We start from the raw sequence: 24264 nt of genomic DNA, 5'->3' as shown, positions 1-24264 counted from the left end.
TCGTTAAGAAAATTTTATGATTTTTCGACGAAATACACTGATCAAATCTTGCTCTGACAAAACTTTGCTTTTTTCATTGATTTAACTGAGGTTTGCACACAGTTGAAATGAATAGATTGCTTAAAAATTCAAGGGTTTCTGTATAATGAGAAAATTGGTTATTGGTGACATCCATTCTGGTTTAAGGGCACTCGAACAAGTTTTGCAAAAGGCTGAAGTAAATCATGAAGACCTTTTGATTTTTTTGGGGGATTATGTGGATGGATGGAGCGAAGCGGTCGAGACCGTAGACTATCTCATCCAGCTTAAAAAGACCCACAATTGTATTTTCATCAGGGGCAACCACGATGAGTTGTGCAAAGATTGGCTGAAAAACCAGATTGAAAACCCGACATGGCTGGCGCATGGGGGCGAGGCTACCCGACAATCCTATCTGAAAGTGGACAAGCGTACGTGGGAAACCCATATTGACTTCTATGAGTCATTGCAAAACTATTACTTGGATGATGAAAACCGCCTATTTCTACATGCAGGTTTTACAAACCTCAAGGGGGTGGAATATGAATATTTTAAAGAATATTTTTATTGGGACAGAACCCTGTGGGAGCTGGCACAGACCGTCGGCAATCGATTGGCGCCTGGTGATACGAACTATCCGAAGCGTCTGGCCAACTACAACGAAATCTTTATCGGCCACACCCCAATTTCGAAAACAGGGATGGCAGAACCCAAAAAAGCAGCCAATGTTTGGAATGTGGATACTGGAGCAGCGTTCAAAGGGCCTCTGACCATGATGGATGTCGAAACCAAGGAATTTTGGCAAAGTGATCCTGTTCACACACAATATTCGGGGGAAAGAGGTAGAAATTAACTGCTTTACAGTCAACAGTCTCGAATATTATGGACACCTTTGTAAAAAAGGTAACCGTGCCAGAGAAAAATATACGTTTAGAGGTGATGCAGGCCATTGAACCCCAAGTAGATGGCTTTATGGAGCAATTTCTTATGCCCATTGAAACCATTTGGCAGCCCAGCGATTTTTTGCCAGATTCGGAAAGCGACAGCTTTTTTGATGAAGTGCACAAAATCAGGGAAGAGGCCAAAGAGCTCGGTTACGACTTTTGGGTAGTCTTGGTTGGCGATACCGTCACCGAGGAAGCCTTACCGACATACGAATCATGGCTGATGGATGTTGAAGGCATTGACCAGCACGACGAAAAGGGAAACAGTTGGTCGCGATGGGTCAGGGCTTGGACGGCCGAGGAGAACCGCCATGGCGATGTACTGAACAAATACCTGTATCTATCAGGGCGGGTGAACATGCGTGAAGTAGAAATGACCACGCAACACCTCATCAATGATGGTTTTGACATCGGTACGGACCGAGACCCCTATAAAAATTTTGTCTATACAACGTTTCAAGAACTCGCCACGAACATATCACATAAGAGAGTCGGTAAACTCGCAAAAGAAAAAGGCAATCTGTCACTTTCAAAAATGTGCAACATCATTGCGGGCGATGAGATGCGGCACCATCTGGCCTATAGTGAATTTGTGAAGACCATTTTTGGTGAGGATCCCAGCGGAATGCTTATGGCCTTTGCCGATATGATGAAAAAGAAAATCGTGATGCCCGCCCATTTTTTGAGGGAGTCGGGCCAGAGTGCCGGAAAAGCATTTGAGCTTTTTTCTGACTGTGCACAACGGTTGGGTGTATATACGGCCCAGGACTATATAGACATCTTAAAAAAACTGAATGCCAGTTGGGACATTGAGAATCTGCGTTCACTATCGGAGTCTGCAGAAAAGGCCCGCGACTATTTGGTCAAATTGCCAGAAAGGCTCGAACGCATTGCGCAACGTATGAGCTTTGGCCAAGAGCAGTATCGGTTCAAATGGGTCGAGGCCAACGGAATGTTATAGAACTTCTTTAGACCTTTTCCATTTGCTAAAAACACTTGATTTTCACTAAAACGCAAAAAGTCTAAAGGAGTTTAAAAAAAAGGCCAACCGAATATGGTTGGCCCCGTTTTCAGGTTGGTCATAGTTAAAACTTACCACTCTTGTGCTCGTCTTGCCATTTAATAAGCGCTGCCCACTTGCCTTCATAGGCCATTTTGGCCTGCATGGGCCATGATGCTGGATCGTGAATTCGATAACGCTCACCACCAGAATCAAGCACCTCTTGACATTTTGAAACGGCAGCCTCAGAAAGTGCTTTCCAAGTTTTGATACCATGGTCATGGAACAACTGCTCGATTTTTGGGCCAATACCCTCTACAATTTTAAGGTCGTCTTGCTTGATTTTCTTGCCGAAAGCCGCTTTTGCCGCATTGGCATCAAAGGCAACTGCAGTGGCTGCACCACGAGCAAGTGAAGAAGCAACCCCACTTGACGCCGAAGAAGTCTTTGATGTCAGCTTTTTGTTGCAGGCATCTAAATCGGCCTGTAGCTTGGCATTTTTGTCTCTTAGTGACTTGAGCTCATCTGAATTATCAACCACGGTGCTGCTGCCCTTGCCCCAAAAGTACCCAATGATTCCACAAAGAAGGCCGGTCAACAGAGGAATCAACCAACACCACATATTCATATTTTCGAAATCCATTTTTAAAAATTTTATAGTTACTATTATTAGTTTAAAGTGACGACGACCCTACGGTTTTTTGCGCGACCAGCTTCGGTGCCATTGCTTACGATTGGGTTGTCAGGGCCTTCAGATGAGGCCTCTATTTTAGATTCGACGATACCATTTTGCATCAAATAGTTTTTGGCAAATTCGGCACGATCTTGCCCAAGCTTGATGTTGGTGGCCCTACTGCCCGTATTATCGGTGTGCCCGATCACAAGACATGAGGCATCTACGGCCTTATCGAGGTAACGCGAGATATCCGCAACTTTTTGCCGTTGTTCGGCAGAAAGGTTGATTGAAGCTTGCCCTGTTTCGAAATATAGCACCAGTGGATTGGCTTTTATCTTATCGTACAGTGCCTGTAATTCTTCATCGGCATTTGAGTCTTTGGCCTCGATGCCGTAGGCTACAGGCCCAAGGTATATTCCTTCCTCAGGAATCATTTCATCCATCAACTGGCCAGAGGTGTTGATCTGTGCTGATGAAATGCCACTGGTGACAAAATGGTTTTTGACCGAGTTTGCACGTGCAATGCCAAGATTCGGATATGCAGTGGTGTTCTCTTCATCAGCTTTGTAATATCCGATAATGTTGACCACCCGCTCAGCATTGGTCGAGAGATGGTCGCTCAATGCAGCGACCCCTTTTTTTACAGAATCAGAAAGTGGTAAAAGAAAGGAAGGCGATGAAACATTAAAGTTAAAGTTGTCATTGACCTCATACAAAAAATCACCATCTGCCAAAGCGAAAGGATACGAAGTTGCCGTAGGTTCATTGGCGATAGGGGTTTCTTGTGCCGGGTCTTTGTCATCAACAGTGCCATTGCAACAATTACAGCAGCTGTTGTAAAAATAAATTCCTATCAAAATGGTAACGATGATACCAATCAGATAGGCAAGATTTCTTCCCATTTTAGTAATAATTAGTGTTAAGAAGCACAAATTATTAAAAATCTTATAAAAAAGTTAAAAAACAGGAATTAAATATTGGTTATTAAAGAGTTGGATAAAAATGAATTGCCAAAGACACGGCAAAAATTACCAATAGTACAATTTTATTGACCAGGCATAAGAAGTTGGAAGCTAGTAGGCCAAATTTTACGGAATTTTATGCAAAAGTTACATGAAAAGCCCTATTTCTCCCGACAAAGTTCCGGCATTGAGGTAGGGTTCAAGATATAAGTTTGAGTTAGTTAAGTTGGTTAAAAACCATCTCCCTAAACTTCAAAAGGGAGGTGGTTTTTTTATGTCCTTACTTACATTATAAATAAGAACAATCTTTATAAAAGGTATGATTTACCGACCATACAGCAGATAACCACAATCATACATTTTTTTCTTCCAAACATATATAATTGACTTGTAATCAATGTCTTATGAAATAATTTTGCATACATCAACCAGTTAAATTTTATGATTATGAGAACAATGATGAACTTTTTAAAGATGGTAGCATTAGTGCTGGCCTTGATTATTACAGCTTGCTCACCAGAAGATGGTGAAGACGGTGCAATTGGTCCTCAAGGACCACAAGGGGTGGCGGGTCAAGATGGAATGAACGGTGAAGATGGTAATGCCAACATAATAGTCAGCGATTGGACCACTTTTGTAAATGCAGATTGGGGGTCTGGAGGAGGATCAACTCAATCGATAAACCTTACCGCTCCTGAAATTGACAGCAATACTCTTGAAAACAGTGCTGTTTTGATTTATATGCGATTAGATTTTGAGCCTACTGTTATTTATATCGTTCCTTGGGATGATGGATTGTTTGAATTTGTTGTAAACGGAATATCCGAAGGTAATATTCGAATTACGGCTCGTAGAAGAGATGGAAGCGCGTTACCCGACCCGACCAATTGGGTAGACATTAGCTTTAAGTATGTGGCTGTTCCCGCAAATACTACAAGTAAAACATCTAGTGTAGATTTCACCAAAATGTCTTATTACGAAGTCATGGATTATTTCGGATTGGATTACTAAGATTTTTAAAACACCATTATGAAAACCACCATACTTAATTTTTTTGGCTTTTGCGGCTTGGTACTCCTTTTGGGTGCCCAAACACTGTTGAGGGGTAGTTGGACCATCGATGAGCCCCCCACAGTTAGAAAAAGTGAAAGCATGAAAGATCAGTAAATACCCAAGTCAACTAAAGGTGCCCCTGCATCCGGAACAAGGATACTTTTAGCACCATGTAAAAACTCCCTGATTGTTTGAGCCAGTCCGACCCCAATCGGATGAAGGAGCTAAGGAATCAGGGAATTTTTATTTCTAGTTTAGACCTAACAGGTTTTCAAAACCTGTTAGGTTTATAAATCAAACTTGATGCCTTGGGCAAGCGGCAATTCTGTAGTGTAGTTGATGGTGTTGGTTTGTCGTCTCATGTAGATTTTCCAAGCATCAGAACCACTCTCACGACCACCACCTGTTTCTTTTTCGCCACCAAAGGCACCACCAATCTCGGCCCCTGAAGTGCCAATATTGACATTTGCGATACCGCAATCACTACCAGAAGCAGATAGAAAACGCTCAGCTTCCCGAAGGTTATTGGTCATGATTGCCGAGGATAATCCCTGAACAACACCATTTTGAAGCTCGATGGCATTCTCGACGCTTCCCGAATATTTGATAAGGTACAGAATCGGGGCAAAGGTTTCCTCTTGTACGATTTCAAAATTGTTCTCAGCTTCTGCGATGGCAGGTTTCACGTAACATCCACTTTCATATTCCTCACCAGAGAGCACTCCACCTTCCACAATGATATTTCCACCTTCATCTTCTACTTTTTCGAGTGCTTTTTGATACATTTTGACCGCATCGGTGTCGATAAGCGGGCCAACATGGTTGTTTTCATCCAAAGGATTGCCTATGCGCAGTTGCCCATAGGCATCGACCACGGCATTCTTCACCTTATCGTAAATGGATTCATGTATGATCAACCGTCGGGTCGAGGTACAGCGTTGACCTGCTGTGCCCACAGCCCCAAAGACGGCCCCGATGACCGTCATTTTGATATCGGCATCGGGAGTGACGATGATGGCGTTATTACCGCCAAGTTCCAACAATGATTTGCCCAATCGAGCGGCCACAGCCTGCGCCACAATCTTACCCATGCGTATGGATCCTGTGGCCGAAACCAACGGAATGCGTTTGTCTTGGGTCATAAATTCCCCCACATTGTAGTCTCCATTGATAAGGCACGATATACCTTCGGGAAGATCATTTTCTTTCAATACCTCTGCAATGACACGCTGACAGGCCACGCCACATAAGGGAGTCTTTTCAGAAGGTTTCCAAACACAGACGTCACCACATACCCATGCCAAAGCGGTGTTCCATGCCCATACCGCTACGGGGAAGTTGAACGCCGAAATAATACCCACTACACCTAAGGGATGGTACTGTTCGTACATACGATGCCCTGGTCGTTCAGAGTGCATCGTGAGACCATGCAACTGGCGTGAAAGCCCTACTGCAAAGTCGCAGATATCAATCATTTCTTGTACCTCGCCCAGCCCCTCTTGGTATGATTTGCCCATTTCATAGGATACCAGTTTGCCCAAAGGTTCTTTAAGCTCACGTAGTTTTTCACCAAATCGGCGCACAATTTCACCACGCTGCGGTGCGGGCATGGTACGCCAGTGTTCAAAAGCTTTTGTGGCCACTTGCATGACTTTTTCATAGTCTTCTTTGGTCGTGCTTTTCACCTTGCCGATAAGCTGGCCATCAACTGGGGAGTATGATTCAATAAGCTCACCAGAACCGAAGTTTTCGGAACCTGTGGAAGTGCCGTCATTTATTTCTTTGATTCCTAATGTTTCAAGGGCGTTTTCAATTCCAAAATCTGTGGCAATTACGGACATTTTGTAACTTTTTTAAAAGGTATTGTTAGAATTGGCACAAAACTACAAAGAATAGAACTCTCAGAAAGTCCAATACGCCAACTTATCATAATTGGCGATAATCCAAAGTACAATGGCAATCAATGCGGGGATTCCCTGCACATAAAAGATTCGCTTAGAGACGGATATTGCACCATAAATTCCGGCCACCAGCACACATCCCAAGAAAAATAGGGCCACATAGGTCGACCAATAAGGGTCAGAAATCAGCAAAGCCCAAATCAATCCCGCTGCCAAAAAACCATTGTACAATCCTTGGTTGGCGGCCATCGCCTTTGTTGGTTCGAACAAATCCTTTGGAAATTTTCTAAAGACCTTTTTGGCCTTGGTCGTCCACGCGAACATCTCCAACCATAAAAAATAGAGGTGCAGCAGTGCTACAAAAACGGTCACTATTTTGGCGGCCAGTATCATTCTTCTTTGGCGATAAATCGTTTATCAACGGGCATCACCGTACCACATTTATTACAGGTTCTCAATTCTTTAGAGCCATAAAAATGCTCAAAGTGCTTCAGAAAATCTTTTTCTATGTCATGAAGCGTGAAATACGCCTCGTACAGTTTGTTGTTGCAGCTATCACAGAACCACAACAGGCCATCATCAACGTTCATTTCGGCCCTTTTGACCTCAACCACCAAACCTATGGAACCTTTATGGCGAACAGGGGAGTGTGGTACCTTGGCAGGATGCAGGTACATATCACCCGGCCCCAGTTTCATCGTTTTCTTTTGCCCGTTTTCTTGAACATGTACTTCGATGTTGCCTTCCAACTGATAAAAGAGCTCTTCAGTTTCATTGTAGTGATAGTCTTTTCGGGCGTTAGGCCCAGCCACAACCATCACAATATAATCGCCAGCATCTTTGTACAAATTTTTATTGCCAACGGGAGGTTTTAGGGTATCGCGATTCTCTTCTACCCATGTATTAAGATTGAAGGGCTTGCGTATTGGCATGGTGCTTTTGTTTTCTTAAAGGTAACAAAAGCGAATAAAATTTTTATCTGCCGAAAGGTTATTTGAAGAAGATATTGGTGTAGTACAGATTGCCCTTGCCATCTTTTTTGACACTGATGGCGGTATGGGTAAAGTCACTTTCTATATTTTCTCGGTGTGATGTACTGTTCAGCCACCAATCCAATGCTTCTTCCGCAGTTTGAAAATTCTTGCCCACATTCTCACCTATCTCTTTGGCATTGGTGCCAGAGTAAATTTTTGAGGCCCTGTTTTTAAAGTTGTCATGGCTGAGCTTGCCCTGGGCAATCATGTAGTCGTTGTGCTCATTGGCCACTTCATAGGCGATGACGTTAAGTTGTAGTTCACCAAGACCCCGTGATTCACGGTGTTTGTTTAATAAGTCGGCCAATTGCACCTCTAAAGAGATGACATTTTCTGCTAGAATACTTTCAGAAGGATTCTTTTCTTCAGTTGTGCAAGATGAAACCAATACTATTCCTGCTATGAGGAGGAAGCGCAATACTGCCATTTTCATACTTCATGTTCTTTAAAATGGTCAGTTCGGTCGAAGAATTTGGGGGTCTTCATACTGTTATGGCAACAGCAGAAAACAATGATACCAATTTTTTTCTGACCACCTTTTAAACTCGGATTTATATTCGGTGTCACGCATTTTTTTTGGGAAGAACGGTTGTGAAGCTATTCTGAAGTCTCGCTCGGCTCCTCTTTAAGAACCATACTGAACACCAATGCCCCTATTTCTTTTAACGGTCCGTAAAAGATGGATTCTTGTCTCGTTTCTTCATTGATGAATTTCATTGAGGCGGTGGCCCTTTCAAAAAATATCAAAACGGCCCCCAAAATAACGGCAATCTTCAATGCCCCGAAAATGCCCCCGGCAATTTTATTGAGCAATCCCAGCATGGCAAAATTTGCAATCTTGGTCAAGAACCTGCCCGCAAAATGCACAATGAGAACAATGGCGATAAAGGTGATGATAAAAGCGGTAATCTTGATGTAGCGTTCGTTCCAATCCATATTTTCAGAAAGATAATCCGCAGCGATGTATGAAAAGTGGATAGTCCCGTAGATTCCGGCGATGAGGGCAACCAATGAGGCGAGCTCTACAAACAACCCGTTTTTTAATCCTTTATAAAGTCCCCAAACAAGGAGAATGCCGAGAACGATATCCAAAAAGCTCATGATTCAAATATAGGATATTGCTTTGTACCTTTACGTTTTGGTTTTTCAATGTCAAGGGATGCTGTTTTAAAGGAACGATGGGTAGCTTTGGTGCAGAAACTTTCGCACCAATTTGCCGATGGTGATGTATTGGATTTGGACGGAATCATATATCTCGTAGGCCTTCAAGAATTGGGGCAGTACCATAAATCGTACAAAAAGGATGAAAAGGTAAACCTCATGCATATTGCCATCTGTCGCTTGTTGGAACCCTATGGGTTCTATGAGTTTGATTATTTTGATCCCGAGGGATGGCCCCACTATAAAGTCAAGGAGCAACTGCCAAACCTGAAAGCTGGTGAACAATCCATTTTGATGAAGGAAGCTCTGGTCAATTATTTTATGGAAAAGGAGTATATCAATTGATGGAACTTCAAAAACCCTATTTTGCTGTTATTTTTACGAATACCCGAACTGAGGATGATAATGGATATGCTGAGATGGCCGAACAAATGGAAGCCTTGGCCAGAAAACAGCCTGGTTTTTTGGATTTTGAAAGTGCTCGGTCGGGGCTGGGCATATCGGTCAGTTATTGGGACAGCCTCGAGGCCATTTCAAAATGGAAAACGAATCTTGACCATCAAGCAGCACAGAAACTTGGCATTGAGAAATGGTATTCATGGTACAAAATCCGAATCTGTAAGGTTGAACGGGAGTATGAATTTAGGCGTTAGGACATCCTTGAAAGGCCTTTTCAGATTACGTAACTTTGAACCCATTAAAAAATTGCTCAGATGAAAGCCCCAATACGCTTTTCCAACCTCGACCGAGAAGAAACCATCACGGATTTAAAATCGAAAGAATTTGACCTTGTCGTCATCGGCGGCGGAATCACAGGCGCTGGTATTGCGCTTGACGCAGCTTCCCGCGGTATGAAAACGGCCTTGGTCGAAAAGAACGATTTTGCTTCAGGTACGAGTAGCAAATCCACCAAACTGATTCATGGGGGACTCCGTTATCTCAAGCAATTTGATTTTTGGTTGGTCAAAGAAGTAGGTTCAGAACGTGCCATCGTTCACAAGTTGGCACCGCATTTGGTGTTGCCCGAAAAAATGTTGCTGCCGTTAATTGAAGGGGGGTCGTATGGTAAATGGTTGACTTCAATCGGACTCAAGGTGTACGACATTCTGGCTCAGGTAACAGGTGAGGATAAGCGCCAGATGCTCGACAAAAAAGAAGCTTTGAAGTTGGAGCCGTTGTTACCTAAAAAAATCTTGAACGGCGCGGGGTACTATGCAGAATATCGTACCGACGATGCCCGATTGACCATTGAAAACATCAAGACCAGCCTTCAATATGGTGCAAAAGCATTGAATTATGTCGAGGTGACCGATTTCTTATATCAAGATGAAAAAGTAGCGGGAGTCAAGGTCAAAGATGTTCCCACGGGAAATGAGTTCGACATTAAATCAAAATATGTCATCAGTGCGGCAGGCCCTTGGGTCGATGAGCTCAGAAGTGTCAATAACTCTAAAAAGGGTAAACGCCTGCATTTGACGAAAGGGGTGCATTTGGTCTTTCCTCGAGAAAAGCTTCCCGTGAAGCAATCAGTGTACTTTGATATTCCCGATGGGCGTATGATGTTCGCCATCCCCAGAGGAAAAATTACCTATATCGGAACGACCGATACCAATTATAATTCCGACAAAGACAATGTACAGACCGATTTGGCCGATGCGATTTACTTGATATCCGCAGTGAACAACATGTTCCCAGACATCGATTTAGAGATGGAGGACATCATCTCTTCTTGGGCAGGATTGCGCCCTTTGATCCATGAAGAAGGAAAATCGGCTTCCGAACTTTCCCGTAAGGATGAAATTTTCACGTCAGATACGGGCCTTATCAGCATCGCTGGTGGCAAGTTGACGGGCTATCGCAAAATGGCAGAGCGTGTGGTCAATCGAGTGGCCAAAAAATTTGAGGAAGACCACGATATTGAGTTTGAGGATTGTACTACTGATAAGATTCCGTTGTGCGGAAGCGACTTCAAAAAGTTCAAGCATGTTAAGAGGTATATTGACGAGGTCTTTGACCGAATCAAAAAAGATGGATTCTCAGCTTATGACGCTTGGTATTTGGTGACCGCCTACGGAAAACAGACCGAGACGATACTTAATCATTATCTAGTGTTCAAGAACAAAGAAGCCGACATACGTATGATACGGGCTGAACTCAAGTTTGCCATAGAACATGAAATGGTGCTCAATCCTATGGATTTCTTTATCCGTCGTACGGGCCGACTTTATTTTGATATTGACAGCGTACGCCAATACCTAAAGCCCTTACTGGATGATTTCAAAAAAGGATTTGGCTACGATGCGGAAACACTGCAATCTTTTGAAGAAACCATGCTGCACGAATTGAAAACGCATTCCGACTTTTCGTTGGAGCGCAGAATGTCTGACTAGGCTTCTTAGTTCTTAATGATAATTTAGTCCTAGAAGTTTTCAATTCTACCAATCCTTAATTATTTTAAAGGGAAAACAAGAGTATGAAAACACTTATTGTTCTTTTGGGAGTTTCGGTGATGGCCCTCATAGTTATAAAAATTATCAATGGAACCTATGATTTGGCCTTCGCTGCACGAATCGGTATGTCAGCCATGTTGATTTTTGCGGCGATGGGGCATTTTATGTTTCCCGATGGTATGGCGATGATGATACCTGAATTTATTCCGCTCAAAAAAGAAATGGTGTACTTTACTGCAGTACTCGAAATTGCTGCCGCAGTCGGATTGCAGATAGGTCAAATTCGTGTACTGACGGGATGGTTGCTGATTATTTTTTTCATTCTAATACTTCCATCAAACATCAAGGCAGCTATGGAGCATCTTGATTTTCAGAAGGCCACTTTTGACGGAAAAGGCCCAATATACCTATGGTTCAGGATTCCCCTTCAGATATTCTTTATTGTTTGGGTGTATGTAAGCTCAATCAAGTTCGACTAGATTTTCTGTCTGGAGTGGGAGAAAATATAACCATCTTGGCTCCCCTCTTAAGTCTAAGAGGGGTGTCCCGCTATAGCGGGACGGGGAGTTTTGTTATCGCAATTCCGCTTATACCAAGATTATTTCAAACCCTCCGTCTCGTCCCTTGGCCGAGACTCCTCCCTTTGTCTAAAGGGAGGAGCTTTATAATTACTAATCCAGCTTTTCGGTTAGTGCCTTGAATGTCTTTTTGGCATTTTTCCCCTCATAGAGAATGGCATACACTGCGTCAATAATTGGGGTTTTGACCTTTTTCTTGAATGTCGTCTTGATTTCATGGGCGCTTTTGGTGGCGTAATAACCTTCGGCGACCATGGTCATCTCCATCATGGCACTTTTTACCGTATACCCCTTGCCAATCATATTGCCGAACATACGGTTGCGGCTAAAAGTGGAATAACCAGTGACCAACAAATCCCCCAAATAGGCAGAATCATTAATGTTGCGGTCAATATTGTGGATGCGTTTGGTATAGCGTTTCATCTCGCGTATCGCATTGCTCATCAACACACTTTGAAAATTATCGCCATAGCCGAGACCATGGGCAATACCCGCGGCAATGGCATAGATGTTTTTCAACATTGCGGCATATTCGGTACCGATGATGTCTTCAGAGACTTTGACATTGATGTAATGACTTTTAAAGTGTTCGCCCAGTGTTTTGGCCTTCTTTTTATCTGCACAGGCTAGAGTCAAATATGACAAGCGCTCCAATGCCACTTCTTCGGCATGGCATGGACCTGTGATGACCCCTATATTTTTAAAGGGCACATCAAACTTTCTATGAAAATGCTCTCCCACAATCAATCCGCTTGAGGGAACGATGCCTTTGATGGCGGAGAAAATAATTTTATCCTTCAGTGGAAGACGCAGTTTTTTCAATTCTTCCTCTAAAAAGGCAGAGGGGATGGCAAAAATGAGCCAATCACAAGCATTGATGGCCTCATTGATATCATCGGTGAGCACCAGATACTCGTTGTGCAACTCGACTGAACTCAAATAATTGGGATTGTGCCCTTCTTTTCGAATGTGTGCTATGGCATCGGTATTGCGCATATACCAATGCACGGTATCCAGGTTTTCGGTCAGCATCTTGACGATGGCCGTGGCCCAGCTTCCTCCTCCGAGAACAGCGATTTTTAGGTCTTGTTTCATTCAGTCAAGTTAAAATTCAAAGGTATTGAAATCCATTTCATAAAGATAAATTACTGATTATCAAAACGTTATATTTTTTGGCACAATGCTTGACATTATCCAAATAGAATCCCGAAAAACCAGACACTATGAGGGCAAGAAAATTACTTTTAGGATTATTGGGCATTGCAATGTTGGCGAGCTCTTGTTACACCGAGGTCATTTTAGACGATGCCGTTATTGCAGCATCTCCTTTTGAAACGGATCAGGCGTTACAGTCTTACGATTTATGGTACGTAGATATCAATGCTACACGTGGTAATGGCGAAGTGCCTTTTTTGCAAAGTGCTTTTACCGTTTCATTTGATAGGGGAGTATTCTACGCAAACAACAATATTGTCGGTATTGGCAAGACGGGCAACGGCTTTGGCATTGATGTGGGTTCATTTGCGACACTGGCGGGGGCGGTCGAGATTGACCACGATGTGGATGGACTTTGGTTTTTAGAGGTTTTTGCTGTTAACAACAATACAATAGAACTGTATGACCCACGCTCAGATACCTCATATTTTCTCAGAGGCTATCAACGGAACAACTTCGATTATGATTTGGTCTTTTATGAAAATCTGGACTATTTCTTGCAAGAATATGAAGCTTGGGAAAAAACCTATACCAGTGAGGTGGGTGCTGTCAATGAATTTGATGAAGAGAATTTCTTGCGATTTTTCTCTGACAACGGCGGTTATTTTCAATCCTCAATAGATGCTGTGGGAACCCCATTGCCAAATTTACAATGGGATTTTGAGGGAGACTATGAGGTCTTTGATACTGATGACCCCACGCTCAAAACTTTAACATTGGGTTACGATTTTTTGGGCAATGATTATTTTGAACTCTACGTTATCAATGATGGTACCATAGAGTTGTACCATGTAGCAAGCGAGACCATCTATGAATTTGGTGGCAGGGGCTTTCTACAGTATTTAAAGTCGGGCGATAAAGTGGGCAAGAAGCGAACAAAGTCCACAAACAAAAAGATGAAGGTGACCCGACAGCGAAAAATGTAAGATATAGTCATAGTCTACGACTATAGAAATAAGTTTTTTGGTTGGTTATTTAGTTGGGAATCGCCCCGTAGCAATACAGCTCGGGGCGGTTTCTTTTTCAACGGCATGATGTGAATTGTACCCAGAATCTACACAGAATCAAACAGGCGAACATAATCATTGCCTTTCGGCAAATTCTTTGAACTGTCTCATCCATTTTTCAATCTGCTTTCTATACACACTCGGAAATAGAATCGCCATAAGTCTTGGCATGACCCAACTCATGCGAACGTAGTCAACTTCGTATTCGTACCGTGTTTTGTTATCGCCAATCGAGACAAATGTGCATTTCATGGTATTGTCCATGTGTTCGTGGTGATATATTGCCTCAAAAGACTCAGGTAGTCGGTTAACAGTGATCGTCTCTGTCAGTTCCATCTCTCGTTTACCGTGTTTATAGTACATTTTTGAAACGGCACCATCTTGTCCTATTTGTCCACTGACCAATTCTTTTCTCTGAAATCCGTCTTGATACTCCTTTAGATTATTTGGGTCGGCAAACAGTTCAGCAACTAAGGATTTTGGCTTATTGATGTCGATTGAGCCTTTGATTTTCATGCCAGTCTCTTTTGACTAAGATTTCTAATGGTTATAAAGCACACTCTAATATCCACAATTTACCCATTAAGTGTATATCAACAAGAAATACTGCTCCTTTTTTTATAACTTACTGTCTATGAACGAGGAAGAGAAAATCGAAATGGCCAACAAGGCCCATGAAGAAATTCCGGGCAATCCTTCCACGGCCACGAGCAGCAAACAGCAATTGAACGACGGCTCCAACGGTAAACCCCTTCGGATTTTATCGAAAGACGATTGGGATTTCTGGATTGAAAACGGCTATGTCATCATCAAAAATGCAGTGCCTAAAGCACAGGCAAAAGCGACCGCTGATTTTTTATGGGAATTTGAGGAAAAAGACCCCAAAAACACCGAGACTTGGTACACGGCTCCACGTGCAGAGATGAAGATGAAAGAATTGGCAGGTACGGGTATGGTCGAGGTCTACAATCACCAACACCTTTGGAACAACCGCCAGACCCAACGGGTCTATGATGCCTTTGTGGATGTTTGGGGCACCGAAAAATTGTGGGTCACTATAGACCGGGCCAATTTGAACTTTCCGAACCGACCGGGGTTTGAGCAAAAAGGATTTATCCATTGGGATTATGATCCTGAGACCCGACCTCAAAACGTACAGGGCGTATTGGCGCTTGCCGACCAGTTGGATGAACAAATGGGTGGATTTCAGTGCATCCCGTGGCTCTACCGCAATTATGATACATGGAAGCTGGCCCAGCCCGAAAACCGCGACCACTTTCAGCCCAATGTTTCTAACCTTCAGGATAAGCTTGTAAAAGTCACCATGGAGGCAGGGGATTTGTTGATTTTCAATAGTCTGCAACCGCACGGCATCCGTCCGAATAAATCCAAGGATAAAGTCCGTATAGCCCAGTACATTTCCATGATGCCCGCCGAAGAGGATAATGAGGAGCTTAGAAATTGGCGCATCCATTCTTGGAAAAATAGAGTGGCCCCTGAAGGCTATGCTTTTCCTGGTGACCCACGGAATTGGGAACGTGACAAATACGAAACTGCTAAGTTGAGCCTGCTCGGTGAGAAGTTGTTGGGGTTGAAGCGGTGGTAGTCAGATTTATTGAAGTTGATTGTATGCATTGTCCCCTTGAGGGGACTTTAGGGGTGTAAAAAACACCTCCCTCAATCCCTCCTTTTTAGGAGGGAAGACGAATCATAAAACTTTTAAGGTCGGCTCAAAGAATAACACTATTTTTGCCCGCTTCAAACGGAAGCCATGAAGAAGTACTTGAATCTCTTTGATTTCTCCCAAAAGGTCAACTATCGCACTGAAATACTTTCAGGCCTGACCGTGGCCTTGGCCTTGGTGCCCGAGGCCATTGCTTTTGCCTTTATTGCTGGGCTTTCGCCGCTTACTGGACTCTATGCGGCTTTTGTGATGGGCTTGGTCACCTCCATTTTCGGGGGCCGGCCCGGAATGATTTCCGGGGCTACCGGAGCGATTGCCGTGGTCATTGTCTCGTTGGCCAAGGATTTTGGGGTTGAGTATGTGTTCGCCACCGTTATTTTAGCGGGACTCCTTCAAATGGCAGCAGGGTTTCTGCGTCTGGGCAAATTGATGCGTTTGGTGCCGCATCCCGTGATTTTTGGATTTGTGAACGGCCTTGCCATCATCATTTTTATGTCACAACTGGACCAATTCAAGACCACCGATGGCAATTGGCTTTCGGGCGTGACGCTCTATATGTTTTTGGGTCTGGTGCTGTTGACCATGCTCGTCATCTGGGGGTTGCCAAAATTGAGCAAGGTGGTGCCCGCATCCTTGGTGGCGATTTTGTTGGTTTTTGGCATTGTATTTTTCTTCGGATTGGAAACGCGCACCATCGGCGATATCGCTTCCATCAAAGGTGGTTTTCCACCATTTCATATCCCCGATTTGCCCTTTTCTTTGGAAACGTTGAAAATCATCTTTCCCTATGCGGCAATCGTCGCTGGGGTAGGATTGATAGAAAGCCTCTTGACCCTGAACATTGTGGATGAAATCACCGAAACCCGTGGTCGCGGCAATAAGGAAGCCGTGGCACAAGGGGCGGCCAACATTTTGTCCGGACTCTTTTCGGGTATGGGCGGTTGTGCGATGATTGGGCAGAGTTTGATCAACATTTCCAATGGCGCGAGAGCAAGGCTTTCAGGTATTGTGGCCTCGCTCATGCTATTGGCTTTTGTGATGTTTGGATCAGAACTGATCGAGAAAGTACCGATGGCCGCCTTGACAGGCCTTATGGTCATGGTCGCATTAGGTACGTTCGAGTGGGCCAGTCTGCGCACCTTTCGTAGAATGCCAAAATCAGATGTGTTGGTCATGGTATTGGTGACCTTGGTGACGGTGTTCTTGCACAACTTGGCGTTGGCCGTTTTGGTAGGCGTCATCATTTCGGCACTGGTTTTTGCATGGGACAATGCCAAACGCATCCGTGCACGAAAGCGAATCGATGAAAACGGGGTCAAACACTACGAAATTTACGGACCGTTATTTTTTGGCAGTACGAGTCTTTTTGGTGAAAAGTTCGATGTATTGAACGACCCCGATGAGGTGGTTATTGACTTTAAGGAAAGCCGTGTGGTCGATATGTCTGCTATCGAGGCCTTGAACAAAATCACGGAGCGCTATCAAAAAGTGGGCAAAAAAGTACACTTGAAACATTTGAGCCGCGATTGCATCCGTTTGCTTGAAAACGCAGATGACATTATTGAAGTCAATGTCTTGGAAGATCCCACGTACAAGGTGGTAACCGACAAGCCACAGCGAAAACCCACTAAAGATGGTGAAAATCCTTTTAAGGTCTGGGGGCTTTGATTACGAGCGTAGCAAAGTAATCCGCTTCTTTTGATTGAGATTGCTTCACTTTGACTTCGACTGCGCTCAGTCTGACAGTTCGCAATCATTATTCCCTCACCTTACCAGTAAACACACTGATATTCGGATTGATGGGATTGCCGTTCATGCGCCGCATCAAGGTAATCTGCCCCGCATGGTAGATACAATCGGAAAGCATGCCGTTGAGCAGATTCCAAAATGGGAAATCGGCTTGGTTATCGCCCCGTTGAAACACCACTTTTGAAAACTCAAAATCATGAGCCTGCATAGCAGCGTATCGGGCACTTGCATTCTCTAGGTTTTCAAGGGTCATTTTTCGCAACTCTTGAAATGTGAATTTAGAAAAATCCATAGGCCGAACATTGGGCTTGGCATCTGCAGCGTTTTGTATCATGTCTGACATGCCATAGATATGCTGCAAGGTTTCAATGACACTGCGGCCTTCGGCAGTAGGGCGGTACTCCAAATCTTCTTGGGTCAATCCCTCTGTCGCCCAATAATACCGAAATCCGAGTCCGTCAACCATCCTTGAAACGATATTCCCAGATGAATATTCGACGGGTTGTTCAGGAATTTCTCGGAAGGGGAGCTCCATATCTTGAGATTGTATATGCACTGCCGAAAATAGGACTAATATGATAAAAAGGATTTCTGTTTTCATTCGATACAACCTTTATAGAACGGTGCGAATGCATGCACTTCAACATCAAAAAGTTGGTTCTGTACGGCAATATCAGAATTGATAAGCATCTTTGCAGACTCTAGGTCCATGGCCTTGAATATTACCATGCCCGTATCACCGTAGCGGGCACCCATGGCAATACTTTTGTCACTGCGAAGTTGCTGCAAGAAGCTTGAGTGCTCTTTAAAATGGGTCTGCTCATTGGGCGGTTTTTCAGCATCCCAATTTTTGCCTACGGTATAAAGGGCTATAAAAAGCTGTTCTTTTTTCTCAGGGGTTTGTTGACCGATCACCAAAAAGGGAATCGATAAAAATAATAGTAATCGCATACGCTATTTTTAAGGGAGCCTTTTGCTCCAAACTTCATATATCGGCTGGCCCTTACTGCTCAGACCCGAATGGTGCCAGTCGCCATTTTTCAGTTCGTAATCAAATTCGAGCGTGGCCCCGACACGGGAATCATCACGTGAAAAGAATTCGATATTCTCGATGTATTTGCCGTTTTCGGTTGTGTAGGTGCCCCCGCCCGTGCCCATAAACTCCTTGGTCTCGGTATTATAGGCAATCCATTGAAAACGGGTGCCTGACAATATTTTCATGGTCTTTCGAGGGCGGGTGGTATCCATGCTCCGCATTTCGCCGTCCACTTTTCGGCCAGATATCAACCAAGCTCCGTCCAACTCGCCTGGTGTGCCATTGTCAATGCGTTTCCAAACCAAGGGGGCTCCTTGAATTTTAAGCTCGTCATCAGATACATCGATTTCAAAGGTATTGGTTTGACCAACCCGTGCTGGATTTTCGGTATCAAACTCTATAACTTCTGTAATGGTTTTATCCTCCAAACTCCAACTGCCGCCATTTGTGCCCATAAAGGCACCAGTTTCAGCATCATAAAAGGTGCCCACTTGATGATTGTCAGAGAAGATGACAACACTGCGTACTTTTTTGCCCCTAATATCTCCATTGGCTTCCCAAGCGCCGATAAGGGATTGCGAATTCAAAGTCAAAAAAGAAAAGAGAATGGCAAAGGTTGTGATAAGAATTTTCATGTTTTATTATTAATACATCATATTTGGATTTGCTGATTTCTGTGGAATTTGTTGAATGGCATCCCAATGTTCACAGATTTTCCCGTTTTCATCAAACCGAAAGAAATCCATGGTCACATATTGGTCATTGCCAGGCCACGTTTGATGAGTGTGCAGTGCCACCAAATCTCCTTCGGCAATACATCTTACAAAATCAATGGATTTATCTGGATATTCTCTTTGCATCCGCTCAAAATAATCAATGAACCCCTGAGTACCATCCACAACATCGGGATTGTGTTGAATATATTGGCCACCCACATATTTTTCCACTGCTTTTTTCGGATTGCCCAAATAGGCCGTTCTATAAAATGCGATGGCGTTTTGTTTGTTTTTTTCTAAATCCATTTGAAATAAAAAATACTGTTACCAGAGTTGGATTTGGTAACAGCATTTCATAGCATTTAAATAAGATTTTATAATGTTCTCAAGTACTCTGCTAAATCTCTTGCCTCGTCTTCGGTGAGGTTTTGGTTGAGCATGATGGCATTGTTATATTCCTTTAACAATGCTTTGGCAATGGGATCTTCTTTCAACATTCCATCAGGATTCAACATCATGTTCATCACCCACTCAGGACTCCTTCGTTCGTAAACCCCAGCCATGGCTGGTCCTATCATACGTTGGTTGGTCATGTGACAGGCCACGCAAATGGCATTGAACTTGGCCTCGCCACGGGCGGCCATCTCTTCGTTGATTTCATCGGGAAACTCCAAATTTTTGATGGGTCCCACGCCTTTGTTGCTTAAATCTACGGGAACGCCCTCAGAAGATTCGGCCACTTTTTCTTCGGTCTTTTTTCGGCTGACCTCAAAGCCATCGTCTTTCTTTTCTTTTTTTTCGCCACAACTGACTATGAATGCCCCTAAGGCAAGAAACAGGATAAGTTTTTTCATGTTCATTTGATTAGAAACACTAATATAAGTAAATCTTGTTAGTCATTACGAGCGTAGCGAAGTAATCCGTTTAATGTAGAAATATTGCTTCTTTCCGAATAGTCATGGGGATTCTCGAAACGATGTGAAAAACTCCACAGCCCGTTGCTCGGCATAGGTGACATTCTGTTTTCCCCAAAAACCAACGTGGCCCCCAAAAGTGGGTATTTCAAGATGTAGGTTTGGATTTTCTTTGGCCTCTTTTACAGGATAACAATTCTGACCCAAAAACGTGTCGTTCTCAGCGTTGATGATCAAACTGGGCATTTTGATATGGGGCAGAAATTGCTTGCAACTACATTGTTTGTAGTAATCAAAGGCATCTCTAAAACCATGGGCGGGAGCGGTGTACGCATCATCAAAATCTTTTAAGGTTTTAATGGATTTAATGTCCGTTTTGGTAATCCGTTCAGGAAAGAGCTTTTGTTTGATTCGCAGTTTGGTCAAGAGGTATTTCTTGAAGCGATTCGAATAAATCCAGTTTTTGGGTTTCATCAACTCAACACATGCTTCCTTGAGGTCGCAAGGCACCGAAACACCCAATCCAGCTTTGATTTCTGGGGGAAGCGTTTCATTTTCGCCCAAATATTTTAGCAACAGGTTGCCACCGAGACTGAATCCCATTAAAAAAATTTCTGAATGTGTTTTTGTGGTAAGAATATGGTCGATGACTGCCTCCAAATCTTTGGCGGCACCAGAATGATAAGAACGGTACAGACGATTGGGTTCACCGCTGCACCCGCGAAAGTTGAGGGCGCAGGCATCAAAACCGTTTTGGTTCAAAACCTTGGCACTGCCCATGATGTAGTGTCGTTGGCCGTCACCTTCCAATCCGTGCAGGAGAATGACCACTTTTTTAGATTTTCCATTGGAATGGCTCCAATCCAGATCCAGAAAATCACCGTCGGGCAGTTCGATACGTTCACGTTGCTGTTCGACTCCTTTGATTTTTCGAAAAACAGCTTGGTAAATGGTCGAAAGATGACCATTGCGAAAAAACCATGATGGCTGATAATTTTGGGGAGGCACCAAGGGCATCAATACAAAATATTGTCTTTTGGGGCTACTGGTTCGGGCAAATCATCCTCATTCAACATATCACGCAAATCAATTTCAATGGTGCGGCAGAGAGCGGTCATTGGCACGTCATTGATTCGGCCTTCAAAGGGATCTTCACTATTGTCGCCCACCGTTTCCATGGTGATGAAAATCCATGAAATGAGCACCGAAAACGGAATCTGTAAAAAAATCATCCATCCCATTCCAGAGGAAGCAAAATCCTGTAAATGCCGTTCAAAGACATTCAGCAAGCCCAAAGGAACCAATAGCACAAAAATCCATGTAAATACCCTTGAGAAGTACGCATATTGACGCGGAAAAGGAGTGTTCTTGATACGCTCACACTTGCCCTGAAGGTTGTAGAACTCCTCCAACACGCTTTGTAGCTGGTCTTCCTGAAAGCCATCGATGCTGTTTTCCTCGCGTAGTTTGGTAACATCCATGGCCTGGTTTTTTACCAAATGCGTGGCCGGATTGACCCTTTTTTTCAAATCACTGAACTCGCGCATGCTGACGTAGTTGTAGGCCTCGTTGCATGAAATGTTGCGCTCACCATGTTTATCAAACATTTTTTCGACCATTCGCCCCTCTTTGATGGCCCATGATTTGGGCTGGCGCAGTTGTACCCGCAATGCGTTGAGCCAAGCGATATGGCGATGGATCATACGCCTTTGGGTCTCCTTATCTTTTTTGGCATCGCCACTGTGTACAAAAGACAGCACTTGTATGCCCCACGTTCGGCTGTAGTTGACTATGCCGCCCCATATTTTGCGTCCCTCCCAAAAGCGGTCATAGCTCTGGCTGTTCTTAAAGCCGACATAAAAGGCGACGGCGATACCGATAACGGTCAGCGGCTGAAATGGAATGTCAATGAACTTCCATCCCAAAAAATAATAAATGCTGAAAATGGCAAAAGCATAGATAGTGAAGAAAACGAGGTTTTTCCAAGCATACCTCAAAATCAGCCCCCAGCCAATATTTCTTTTGATGTACATAACGATTGGTTATTGAGTTTTTCTCGGCTCACACGATTTACTGTAAAAACCTTCATCTAGCCGCAAAATCCATTTTTTTCGCTCGAATCCCATGAACCAAGAAAAACTCCTGTCTAAAAATACTGAAATCCCATCAAGAATTGATGTTGAGGATAAATTGAAAAGTAAAGTTTGTCGTATTTTTAATGGATATGGAATTGCGGGGTAAAAAATGCGAACATTTTCAGGCTATTCAAGAAATCAAGGAGGCCAAAGCTTATGAATGTAAAGCATGCGTTGAGGTTGGTGACAGATGGGTACATTTGAGAACCTGCCAGGAATGTGGCACTACCCTTTGCTGTGACAGCTCGCCGAACCAACATGCCAGTAAACATGCTAAATCACACGAACATCCTGTCATTTCTTCGGCCGAGCCCAATGAAAATTGGCTTTGGTGCTATGAGCACCGTACGATTGTAAAATACCAAGATTGATATGAAAGACCCTAGATTTCCTGAATTGACGGCACGCCAGATTGCGACGCTCAAAGAATACGGCAAAATTGAAAGCTATGGAGAAGCCACTCGAATCTTCAGTTTGGGTGACCTGCAATACGATTTTTTTGTGGTCATGGCGGGCGAGATTTCCATCGAAGACCCCTACAATGACAACAAGCCCATTGTGGTGCACCAAAAAAATGAGTTTACGGGCGACAGCGGCATGCTCTCGAACAGAGGCGCCCAATTTCACGCGGTAGCACAACCCAACACCTGTGTACTGCGCATCACACCAAAACGCCTAAAGGAAGCCATTGCCAAGCACAGTGATATCAGTGATGTGTTGCTGAACGCCTTTTTATTGCGACAAGAAACAGTACTGTCTGAATTTGTGGGAGGAATAAAATTAATCGGCTCGTCCAACTCAAAGGAAACCTATGCGATTCGTGATTTTATGGACAAAAACCACCTTTGGTATAACTTCTTGGATGTCGACACCTCAAAGGAAGCCAAAGAACTTTTGAACAATTTTGGATTGTCTGAGGATGACCTGCCGATACTCATAAACAACGATGCCAAGGTATGTCAAAATCCGTCTTTGGATGAACTCGCACGTTATGCGGGTGTCTTGATGGATTTTGAGGATAAGGTCTTTGACCTTTTGGTCATCGGTGCGGGGCCTGCAGGTTTGGCGGCCAGTGTATATGCCGCATCGGAGGGATTGGATGTTGTGACCATCGATAGCAAGGCCCCGGGCGGACAAGCGGGAAAAAGCTCAAAAATTGAAAATTATCTGGGCTTCCCAACAGGGATTTCAGGAAGCGACCTTGCCAACCGTGCCTATGTACAGGCGCAAAAGTTTGGGTGCAATATTTCGATTCCGCATAGGGCGGAAAGCATCGAGCACACAGGAAGCCATTTTATCATCATAGCCACCAATGACAAGGTCATCAAGACCAAAGCTGTGATGGCGGCTACAGGAGCCAACTATCGACAACTGCCCATTGACAACATCGAAAAATATGAAGGCAGTGGCGTTTACTATTCCGCTACAGGCATGAACGCCTCAGCCTGTAAAGATGAGTTGGTCGGTGTTGTGGGAGGTGGAAACTCTGCAGGGCAAGCGGCCCTATTTTTGGCCGACCATGCCAAGGAAGTTCATGTGATTCTTCGCGGTGGCGATTTGGGGGCCAAAATGAGCAACTATTTGGTGCAGCGTATCGAGGCAGCGGAAAATATTATGGTGCAACTGCATACTGAGGTTGTAGAGTTGCACGGCCAATATCATTTAGAATCTGTGGTATTGAAAAATGGGGATGGCGAACGGATACAAAAAAACATCACCAACCTATTCACGTTTATCGGCGCCAAACCCTGCACGGATTGGCTACAAGATTTGGTGGAGACCGACGAACGCGGTTTTATCTGCACTGGTCCGGGCATCAAAGAAGAAAAACTGTTGAATTGCCCCATTTTTCGAGAGCGCAAGCCCCAGTCGTTGGAGACCAGTATTCCTGGATTCTTCGCTGTGGGCGATGTTCGGAAAGGATCTGTCAAACGTGTGGCCTCCGCTGTGGGCGAGGGCTCCATGGCGGTCAGCCAAGTGCACCAGTTTTTGAGTGACTTAAAGGCTACGGAAGAAGCAGTGGAAGCCTAA

General features: G+C 43.9%; 28 protein-coding genes. 12 read left to right on the top strand and 16 right to left on the bottom strand.

All coding sequences use genetic code 11. From position 1 onward, the window contains the following. Positions 1-145: 145 nt before the first annotated feature. Together AAAH86_RS13870 and AAAH86_RS13865 are read left to right on the top strand one after the other, a co-directional pair. Positions 146-871 (top strand): metallophosphoesterase family protein, encoded by a 726-nt coding sequence (locus AAAH86_RS13870; protein WP_343488247.1) that lies wholly within the window; start codon positions 146-148, stop codon positions 869-871. A 56-nt stretch (positions 872-927) separates the two neighbouring features. Next, positions 928-1923 (top strand): acyl-ACP desaturase, encoded by a 996-nt coding sequence (locus tag AAAH86_RS13865; RefSeq protein ID WP_343488370.1) that lies wholly within the window; start codon positions 928-930, stop codon positions 1921-1923. Between the two features lie 124 nt (positions 1924-2047). Here the strand turns inward: AAAH86_RS13865 and AAAH86_RS13860 are convergent, their stop codons facing one another. Then, positions 2048-2605 carry a hypothetical protein gene (locus AAAH86_RS13860; RefSeq protein ID WP_343488246.1) on the bottom strand — a complete coding sequence of 186 codons (558 nt, stop codon included), beginning with the start codon at positions 2603-2605 and terminating at the stop codon, positions 2048-2050. A 26-nt stretch (positions 2606-2631) separates the two neighbouring features. After that, positions 2632-3540: an OmpA family protein gene (locus AAAH86_RS13855; RefSeq protein WP_343488245.1), complete on the bottom strand. Its 909-nt coding sequence runs from the start codon at positions 3538-3540 to the stop codon at positions 2632-2634. Positions 3541-4047: 507 nt separating this feature from the next. Here AAAH86_RS13855 and AAAH86_RS13850 point away from each other — a divergent pair. After that, the gene (locus tag AAAH86_RS13850) at positions 4048-4611 is read left to right on the top strand and encodes a hypothetical protein (protein ID WP_343488244.1); all 564 of its coding nucleotides are present in this window, start codon (positions 4048-4050) and stop codon (positions 4609-4611) included. A 329-nt stretch (positions 4612-4940) separates the two neighbouring features. On the opposite strand, the gene AAAH86_RS13845 is transcribed toward AAAH86_RS13850, so the two are convergent. The 5 genes from AAAH86_RS13845 to AAAH86_RS13825 all read right to left on the bottom strand — a co-directional run bounded on the left by AAAH86_RS13845 (position 4941) and on the right by AAAH86_RS13825 (position 8689). Then, on the bottom strand, positions 4941-6494 hold the full coding sequence (locus AAAH86_RS13845) for an aldehyde dehydrogenase family protein (protein WP_343488243.1): 1554 nt from the start codon (positions 6492-6494) through the stop codon (positions 4941-4943). Positions 6495-6554: 60 nt separating this feature from the next. Further along, positions 6555-6947: a DUF1304 domain-containing protein gene (locus tag AAAH86_RS13840; protein ID WP_343488242.1), complete on the bottom strand. Its 393-nt coding sequence runs from the start codon at positions 6945-6947 to the stop codon at positions 6555-6557. After that, the gene (locus AAAH86_RS13835) at positions 6944-7486 is read right to left on the bottom strand and encodes a 3-hydroxyanthranilate 3,4-dioxygenase (protein WP_343488241.1); all 543 of its coding nucleotides are present in this window, start codon (positions 7484-7486) and stop codon (positions 6944-6946) included. Before AAAH86_RS13835 ends, AAAH86_RS13840 begins: the two co-directional genes overlap by 4 nt. A gap of 58 nt (positions 7487-7544) precedes the next feature. Next, positions 7545-8021, bottom strand: a complete 477-nt coding sequence (locus tag AAAH86_RS13830) for a CAP domain-containing protein (RefSeq protein WP_343488240.1) — start codon at positions 8019-8021, stop codon at positions 7545-7547. A 164-nt stretch (positions 8022-8185) separates the two neighbouring features. Then, positions 8186-8689: a CvpA family protein gene (locus tag AAAH86_RS13825; RefSeq protein ID WP_343488239.1), complete on the bottom strand. Its 504-nt coding sequence runs from the start codon at positions 8687-8689 to the stop codon at positions 8186-8188. 48 nt (positions 8690-8737) lie between these two features. Here AAAH86_RS13825 and AAAH86_RS13820 point away from each other — a divergent pair, with 48 nt between their 5' ends. The 4 genes from AAAH86_RS13820 to AAAH86_RS13805 all read left to right on the top strand — a co-directional run bounded on the left by AAAH86_RS13820 (position 8738) and on the right by AAAH86_RS13805 (position 11678). Then, the gene (locus AAAH86_RS13820; RefSeq protein ID WP_343488238.1) at positions 8738-9094 is read left to right on the top strand and encodes a hypothetical protein; all 357 of its coding nucleotides are present in this window, start codon (positions 8738-8740) and stop codon (positions 9092-9094) included. Beyond that, on the top strand, positions 9094-9402 hold the full coding sequence (locus AAAH86_RS13815) for an antibiotic biosynthesis monooxygenase (protein WP_343488237.1): 309 nt from the start codon (positions 9094-9096) through the stop codon (positions 9400-9402). Before AAAH86_RS13820 ends, AAAH86_RS13815 begins: the two co-directional genes overlap by 1 nt. A 60-nt stretch (positions 9403-9462) precedes the next feature. Next, complete coding sequence (locus AAAH86_RS13810) at positions 9463-11139, top strand: glycerol-3-phosphate dehydrogenase/oxidase (RefSeq protein WP_343488236.1); 1677 nt, start codon at positions 9463-9465, stop codon at positions 11137-11139. An 83-nt stretch (positions 11140-11222) separates the two neighbouring features. Further along, positions 11223-11678 (top strand): hypothetical protein, encoded by a 456-nt coding sequence (locus AAAH86_RS13805; protein ID WP_343488235.1) that lies wholly within the window; start codon positions 11223-11225, stop codon positions 11676-11678. Positions 11679-11870: 192 nt separating this feature from the next. On the opposite strand, the gene AAAH86_RS13800 is transcribed toward AAAH86_RS13805, so the two are convergent. Next, positions 11871-12872 (bottom strand): NAD(P)H-dependent glycerol-3-phosphate dehydrogenase, encoded by a 1002-nt coding sequence (locus AAAH86_RS13800; RefSeq protein ID WP_343488234.1) that lies wholly within the window; start codon positions 12870-12872, stop codon positions 11871-11873. A 128-nt stretch (positions 12873-13000) separates the two neighbouring features. Here AAAH86_RS13800 and AAAH86_RS13795 point away from each other — a divergent pair, with 128 nt between their 5' ends. Further along, the gene (locus tag AAAH86_RS13795; RefSeq protein ID WP_343488233.1) at positions 13001-13918 is read left to right on the top strand and encodes a nicotinic acid mononucleotide adenyltransferase; all 918 of its coding nucleotides are present in this window, start codon (positions 13001-13003) and stop codon (positions 13916-13918) included. Positions 13919-14074: 156 nt separating this feature from the next. On the opposite strand, the gene AAAH86_RS13790 is transcribed toward AAAH86_RS13795, so the two are convergent. Further along, entirely contained in the window at positions 14075-14515 is a 441-nt protein-coding gene (locus AAAH86_RS13790; RefSeq protein WP_343488232.1) for an SRPBCC family protein, read from the bottom strand. 118 nt (positions 14516-14633) lie between these two features. On the opposite strand from AAAH86_RS13790, the gene AAAH86_RS13785 reads away from it, so the two are divergent. After that, entirely contained in the window at positions 14634-15605 is a 972-nt protein-coding gene (locus AAAH86_RS13785) for a phytanoyl-CoA dioxygenase family protein (RefSeq protein ID WP_343488231.1), read from the top strand. A gap of 165 nt (positions 15606-15770) precedes the next feature. After that, complete coding sequence (locus tag AAAH86_RS13780) at positions 15771-17351, top strand: SulP family inorganic anion transporter (RefSeq protein WP_343488230.1); 1581 nt, start codon at positions 15771-15773, stop codon at positions 17349-17351. Positions 17352-17439: 88 nt separating this feature from the next. Here AAAH86_RS13780 and AAAH86_RS13775 read toward each other — a convergent pair whose 3' ends face one another. From AAAH86_RS13775 to AAAH86_RS13745, 7 genes are all read right to left on the bottom strand, one after another. Continuing rightward, complete coding sequence (locus AAAH86_RS13775; RefSeq protein WP_343488229.1) at positions 17440-17967, bottom strand: hypothetical protein; 528 nt, start codon at positions 17965-17967, stop codon at positions 17440-17442. Between the two features lie 62 nt (positions 17968-18029). After that, a complete protein-coding gene (locus AAAH86_RS13770; RefSeq protein WP_343488228.1) occupies positions 18030-18383 on the bottom strand; it encodes a hypothetical protein in 354 nt (117 codons plus the stop codon). Between the two features lie 9 nt (positions 18384-18392). Next, a complete protein-coding gene (locus AAAH86_RS13765; RefSeq protein ID WP_343488227.1) occupies positions 18393-19103 on the bottom strand; it encodes a membrane or secreted protein in 711 nt (236 codons plus the stop codon). A gap of 9 nt (positions 19104-19112) precedes the next feature. Next, on the bottom strand, positions 19113-19490 hold the full coding sequence (locus AAAH86_RS13760; protein WP_343488226.1) for an ester cyclase: 378 nt from the start codon (positions 19488-19490) through the stop codon (positions 19113-19115). A 68-nt stretch (positions 19491-19558) separates the two neighbouring features. Continuing rightward, positions 19559-20038, bottom strand: coding sequence for a cytochrome c (locus AAAH86_RS13755; protein ID WP_343488225.1), 480 nt, complete (start codon positions 20036-20038; stop codon positions 19559-19561). 102 nt (positions 20039-20140) lie between these two features. Beyond that, a complete protein-coding gene (locus AAAH86_RS13750; RefSeq protein WP_343488224.1) occupies positions 20141-21115 on the bottom strand; it encodes an alpha/beta fold hydrolase in 975 nt (324 codons plus the stop codon). Then, positions 21115-22131 carry a bestrophin family ion channel gene (locus AAAH86_RS13745; RefSeq protein WP_343488223.1) on the bottom strand — a complete coding sequence of 339 codons (1017 nt, stop codon included), beginning with the start codon at positions 22129-22131 and terminating at the stop codon, positions 21115-21117. The genes AAAH86_RS13750 and AAAH86_RS13745 overlap by 1 nt, the downstream gene beginning before the upstream one ends. 185 nt (positions 22132-22316) lie before the next feature. Between AAAH86_RS13745 and AAAH86_RS13740 the strand changes: the two genes are divergently transcribed. Then, complete coding sequence (locus AAAH86_RS13740) at positions 22317-22604, top strand: UBP-type zinc finger domain-containing protein (protein ID WP_343488222.1); 288 nt, start codon at positions 22317-22319, stop codon at positions 22602-22604. A gap of 1 nt (position 22605) precedes the next feature. After that, positions 22606-24264 (top strand): FAD-dependent oxidoreductase, encoded by a 1659-nt coding sequence (locus AAAH86_RS13735; RefSeq protein ID WP_343488221.1) that lies wholly within the window; start codon positions 22606-22608, stop codon positions 24262-24264.

Source organism: Allomuricauda sp. d1 (assembly GCF_039592695.1).
Lineage (GTDB): Bacteria > Bacteroidota > Bacteroidia > Flavobacteriales > Flavobacteriaceae > Flagellimonas_A.
This window is presented reverse-complemented; position numbering and strand designations above follow the sequence as displayed.

Coding starts and splice junctions, on each gene's coding strand:
- AAAH86_RS13750 (WP_343488224.1), bottom strand. CDS start 21,115: ATGCCCTTGGTGCCTCCCCAAAATTATCAGCCATCATGGTTTTTTCGC.
- AAAH86_RS13870 (WP_343488247.1), top strand. CDS start 146: ATGAGAAAATTGGTTATTGGTGACATCCATTCTGGTTTAAGGGCACTC.
- AAAH86_RS13855 (WP_343488245.1), bottom strand. CDS start 3,540: ATGGGAAGAAATCTTGCCTATCTGATTGGTATCATCGTTACCATTTTG.
- AAAH86_RS13820 (WP_343488238.1), top strand. CDS start 8,738: ATGTCAAGGGATGCTGTTTTAAAGGAACGATGGGTAGCTTTGGTGCAG.
- AAAH86_RS13760 (WP_343488226.1), bottom strand. CDS start 19,490: ATGGATTTAGAAAAAAACAAACAAAACGCCATCGCATTTTATAGAACG.
- AAAH86_RS13825 (WP_343488239.1), bottom strand. CDS start 8,689: ATGAGCTTTTTGGATATCGTTCTCGGCATTCTCCTTGTTTGGGGACTT.
- AAAH86_RS13790 (WP_343488232.1), bottom strand. CDS start 14,515: ATGAAAATCAAAGGCTCAATCGACATCAATAAGCCAAAATCCTTAGTT.
- AAAH86_RS13755 (WP_343488225.1), bottom strand. CDS start 20,038: ATGAAAAAACTTATCCTGTTTCTTGCCTTAGGGGCATTCATAGTCAGT.
- AAAH86_RS13810 (WP_343488236.1), top strand. CDS start 9,463: ATGAAAGCCCCAATACGCTTTTCCAACCTCGACCGAGAAGAAACCATC.
- AAAH86_RS13740 (WP_343488222.1), top strand. CDS start 22,317: ATGGATATGGAATTGCGGGGTAAAAAATGCGAACATTTTCAGGCTATT.
- AAAH86_RS13815 (WP_343488237.1), top strand. CDS start 9,094: ATGGAACTTCAAAAACCCTATTTTGCTGTTATTTTTACGAATACCCGA.
- AAAH86_RS13840 (WP_343488242.1), bottom strand. CDS start 6,947: ATGATACTGGCCGCCAAAATAGTGACCGTTTTTGTAGCACTGCTGCAC.
- AAAH86_RS13835 (WP_343488241.1), bottom strand. CDS start 7,486: ATGCCAATACGCAAGCCCTTCAATCTTAATACATGGGTAGAAGAGAAT.
- AAAH86_RS13735 (WP_343488221.1), top strand. CDS start 22,606: ATGAAAGACCCTAGATTTCCTGAATTGACGGCACGCCAGATTGCGACG.
- AAAH86_RS13795 (WP_343488233.1), top strand. CDS start 13,001: ATGAGGGCAAGAAAATTACTTTTAGGATTATTGGGCATTGCAATGTTG.
- AAAH86_RS13745 (WP_343488223.1), bottom strand. CDS start 22,131: ATGTACATCAAAAGAAATATTGGCTGGGGGCTGATTTTGAGGTATGCT.
- AAAH86_RS13830 (WP_343488240.1), bottom strand. CDS start 8,021: ATGAAAATGGCAGTATTGCGCTTCCTCCTCATAGCAGGAATAGTATTG.
- AAAH86_RS13850 (WP_343488244.1), top strand. CDS start 4,048: ATGAGAACAATGATGAACTTTTTAAAGATGGTAGCATTAGTGCTGGCC.
- AAAH86_RS13775 (WP_343488229.1), bottom strand. CDS start 17,967: ATGGAGCTCCCCTTCCGAGAAATTCCTGAACAACCCGTCGAATATTCA.
- AAAH86_RS13800 (WP_343488234.1), bottom strand. CDS start 12,872: ATGAAACAAGACCTAAAAATCGCTGTTCTCGGAGGAGGAAGCTGGGCC.
- AAAH86_RS13785 (WP_343488231.1), top strand. CDS start 14,634: ATGAACGAGGAAGAGAAAATCGAAATGGCCAACAAGGCCCATGAAGAA.
- AAAH86_RS13770 (WP_343488228.1), bottom strand. CDS start 18,383: ATGCGATTACTATTATTTTTATCGATTCCCTTTTTGGTGATCGGTCAA.
- AAAH86_RS13780 (WP_343488230.1), top strand. CDS start 15,771: ATGAAGAAGTACTTGAATCTCTTTGATTTCTCCCAAAAGGTCAACTAT.
- AAAH86_RS13765 (WP_343488227.1), bottom strand. CDS start 19,103: ATGAAAATTCTTATCACAACCTTTGCCATTCTCTTTTCTTTTTTGACT.
- AAAH86_RS13860 (WP_343488246.1), bottom strand. CDS start 2,605: ATGGATTTCGAAAATATGAATATGTGGTGTTGGTTGATTCCTCTGTTG.
- AAAH86_RS13805 (WP_343488235.1), top strand. CDS start 11,223: ATGAAAACACTTATTGTTCTTTTGGGAGTTTCGGTGATGGCCCTCATA.
- AAAH86_RS13845 (WP_343488243.1), bottom strand. CDS start 6,494: ATGTCCGTAATTGCCACAGATTTTGGAATTGAAAACGCCCTTGAAACA.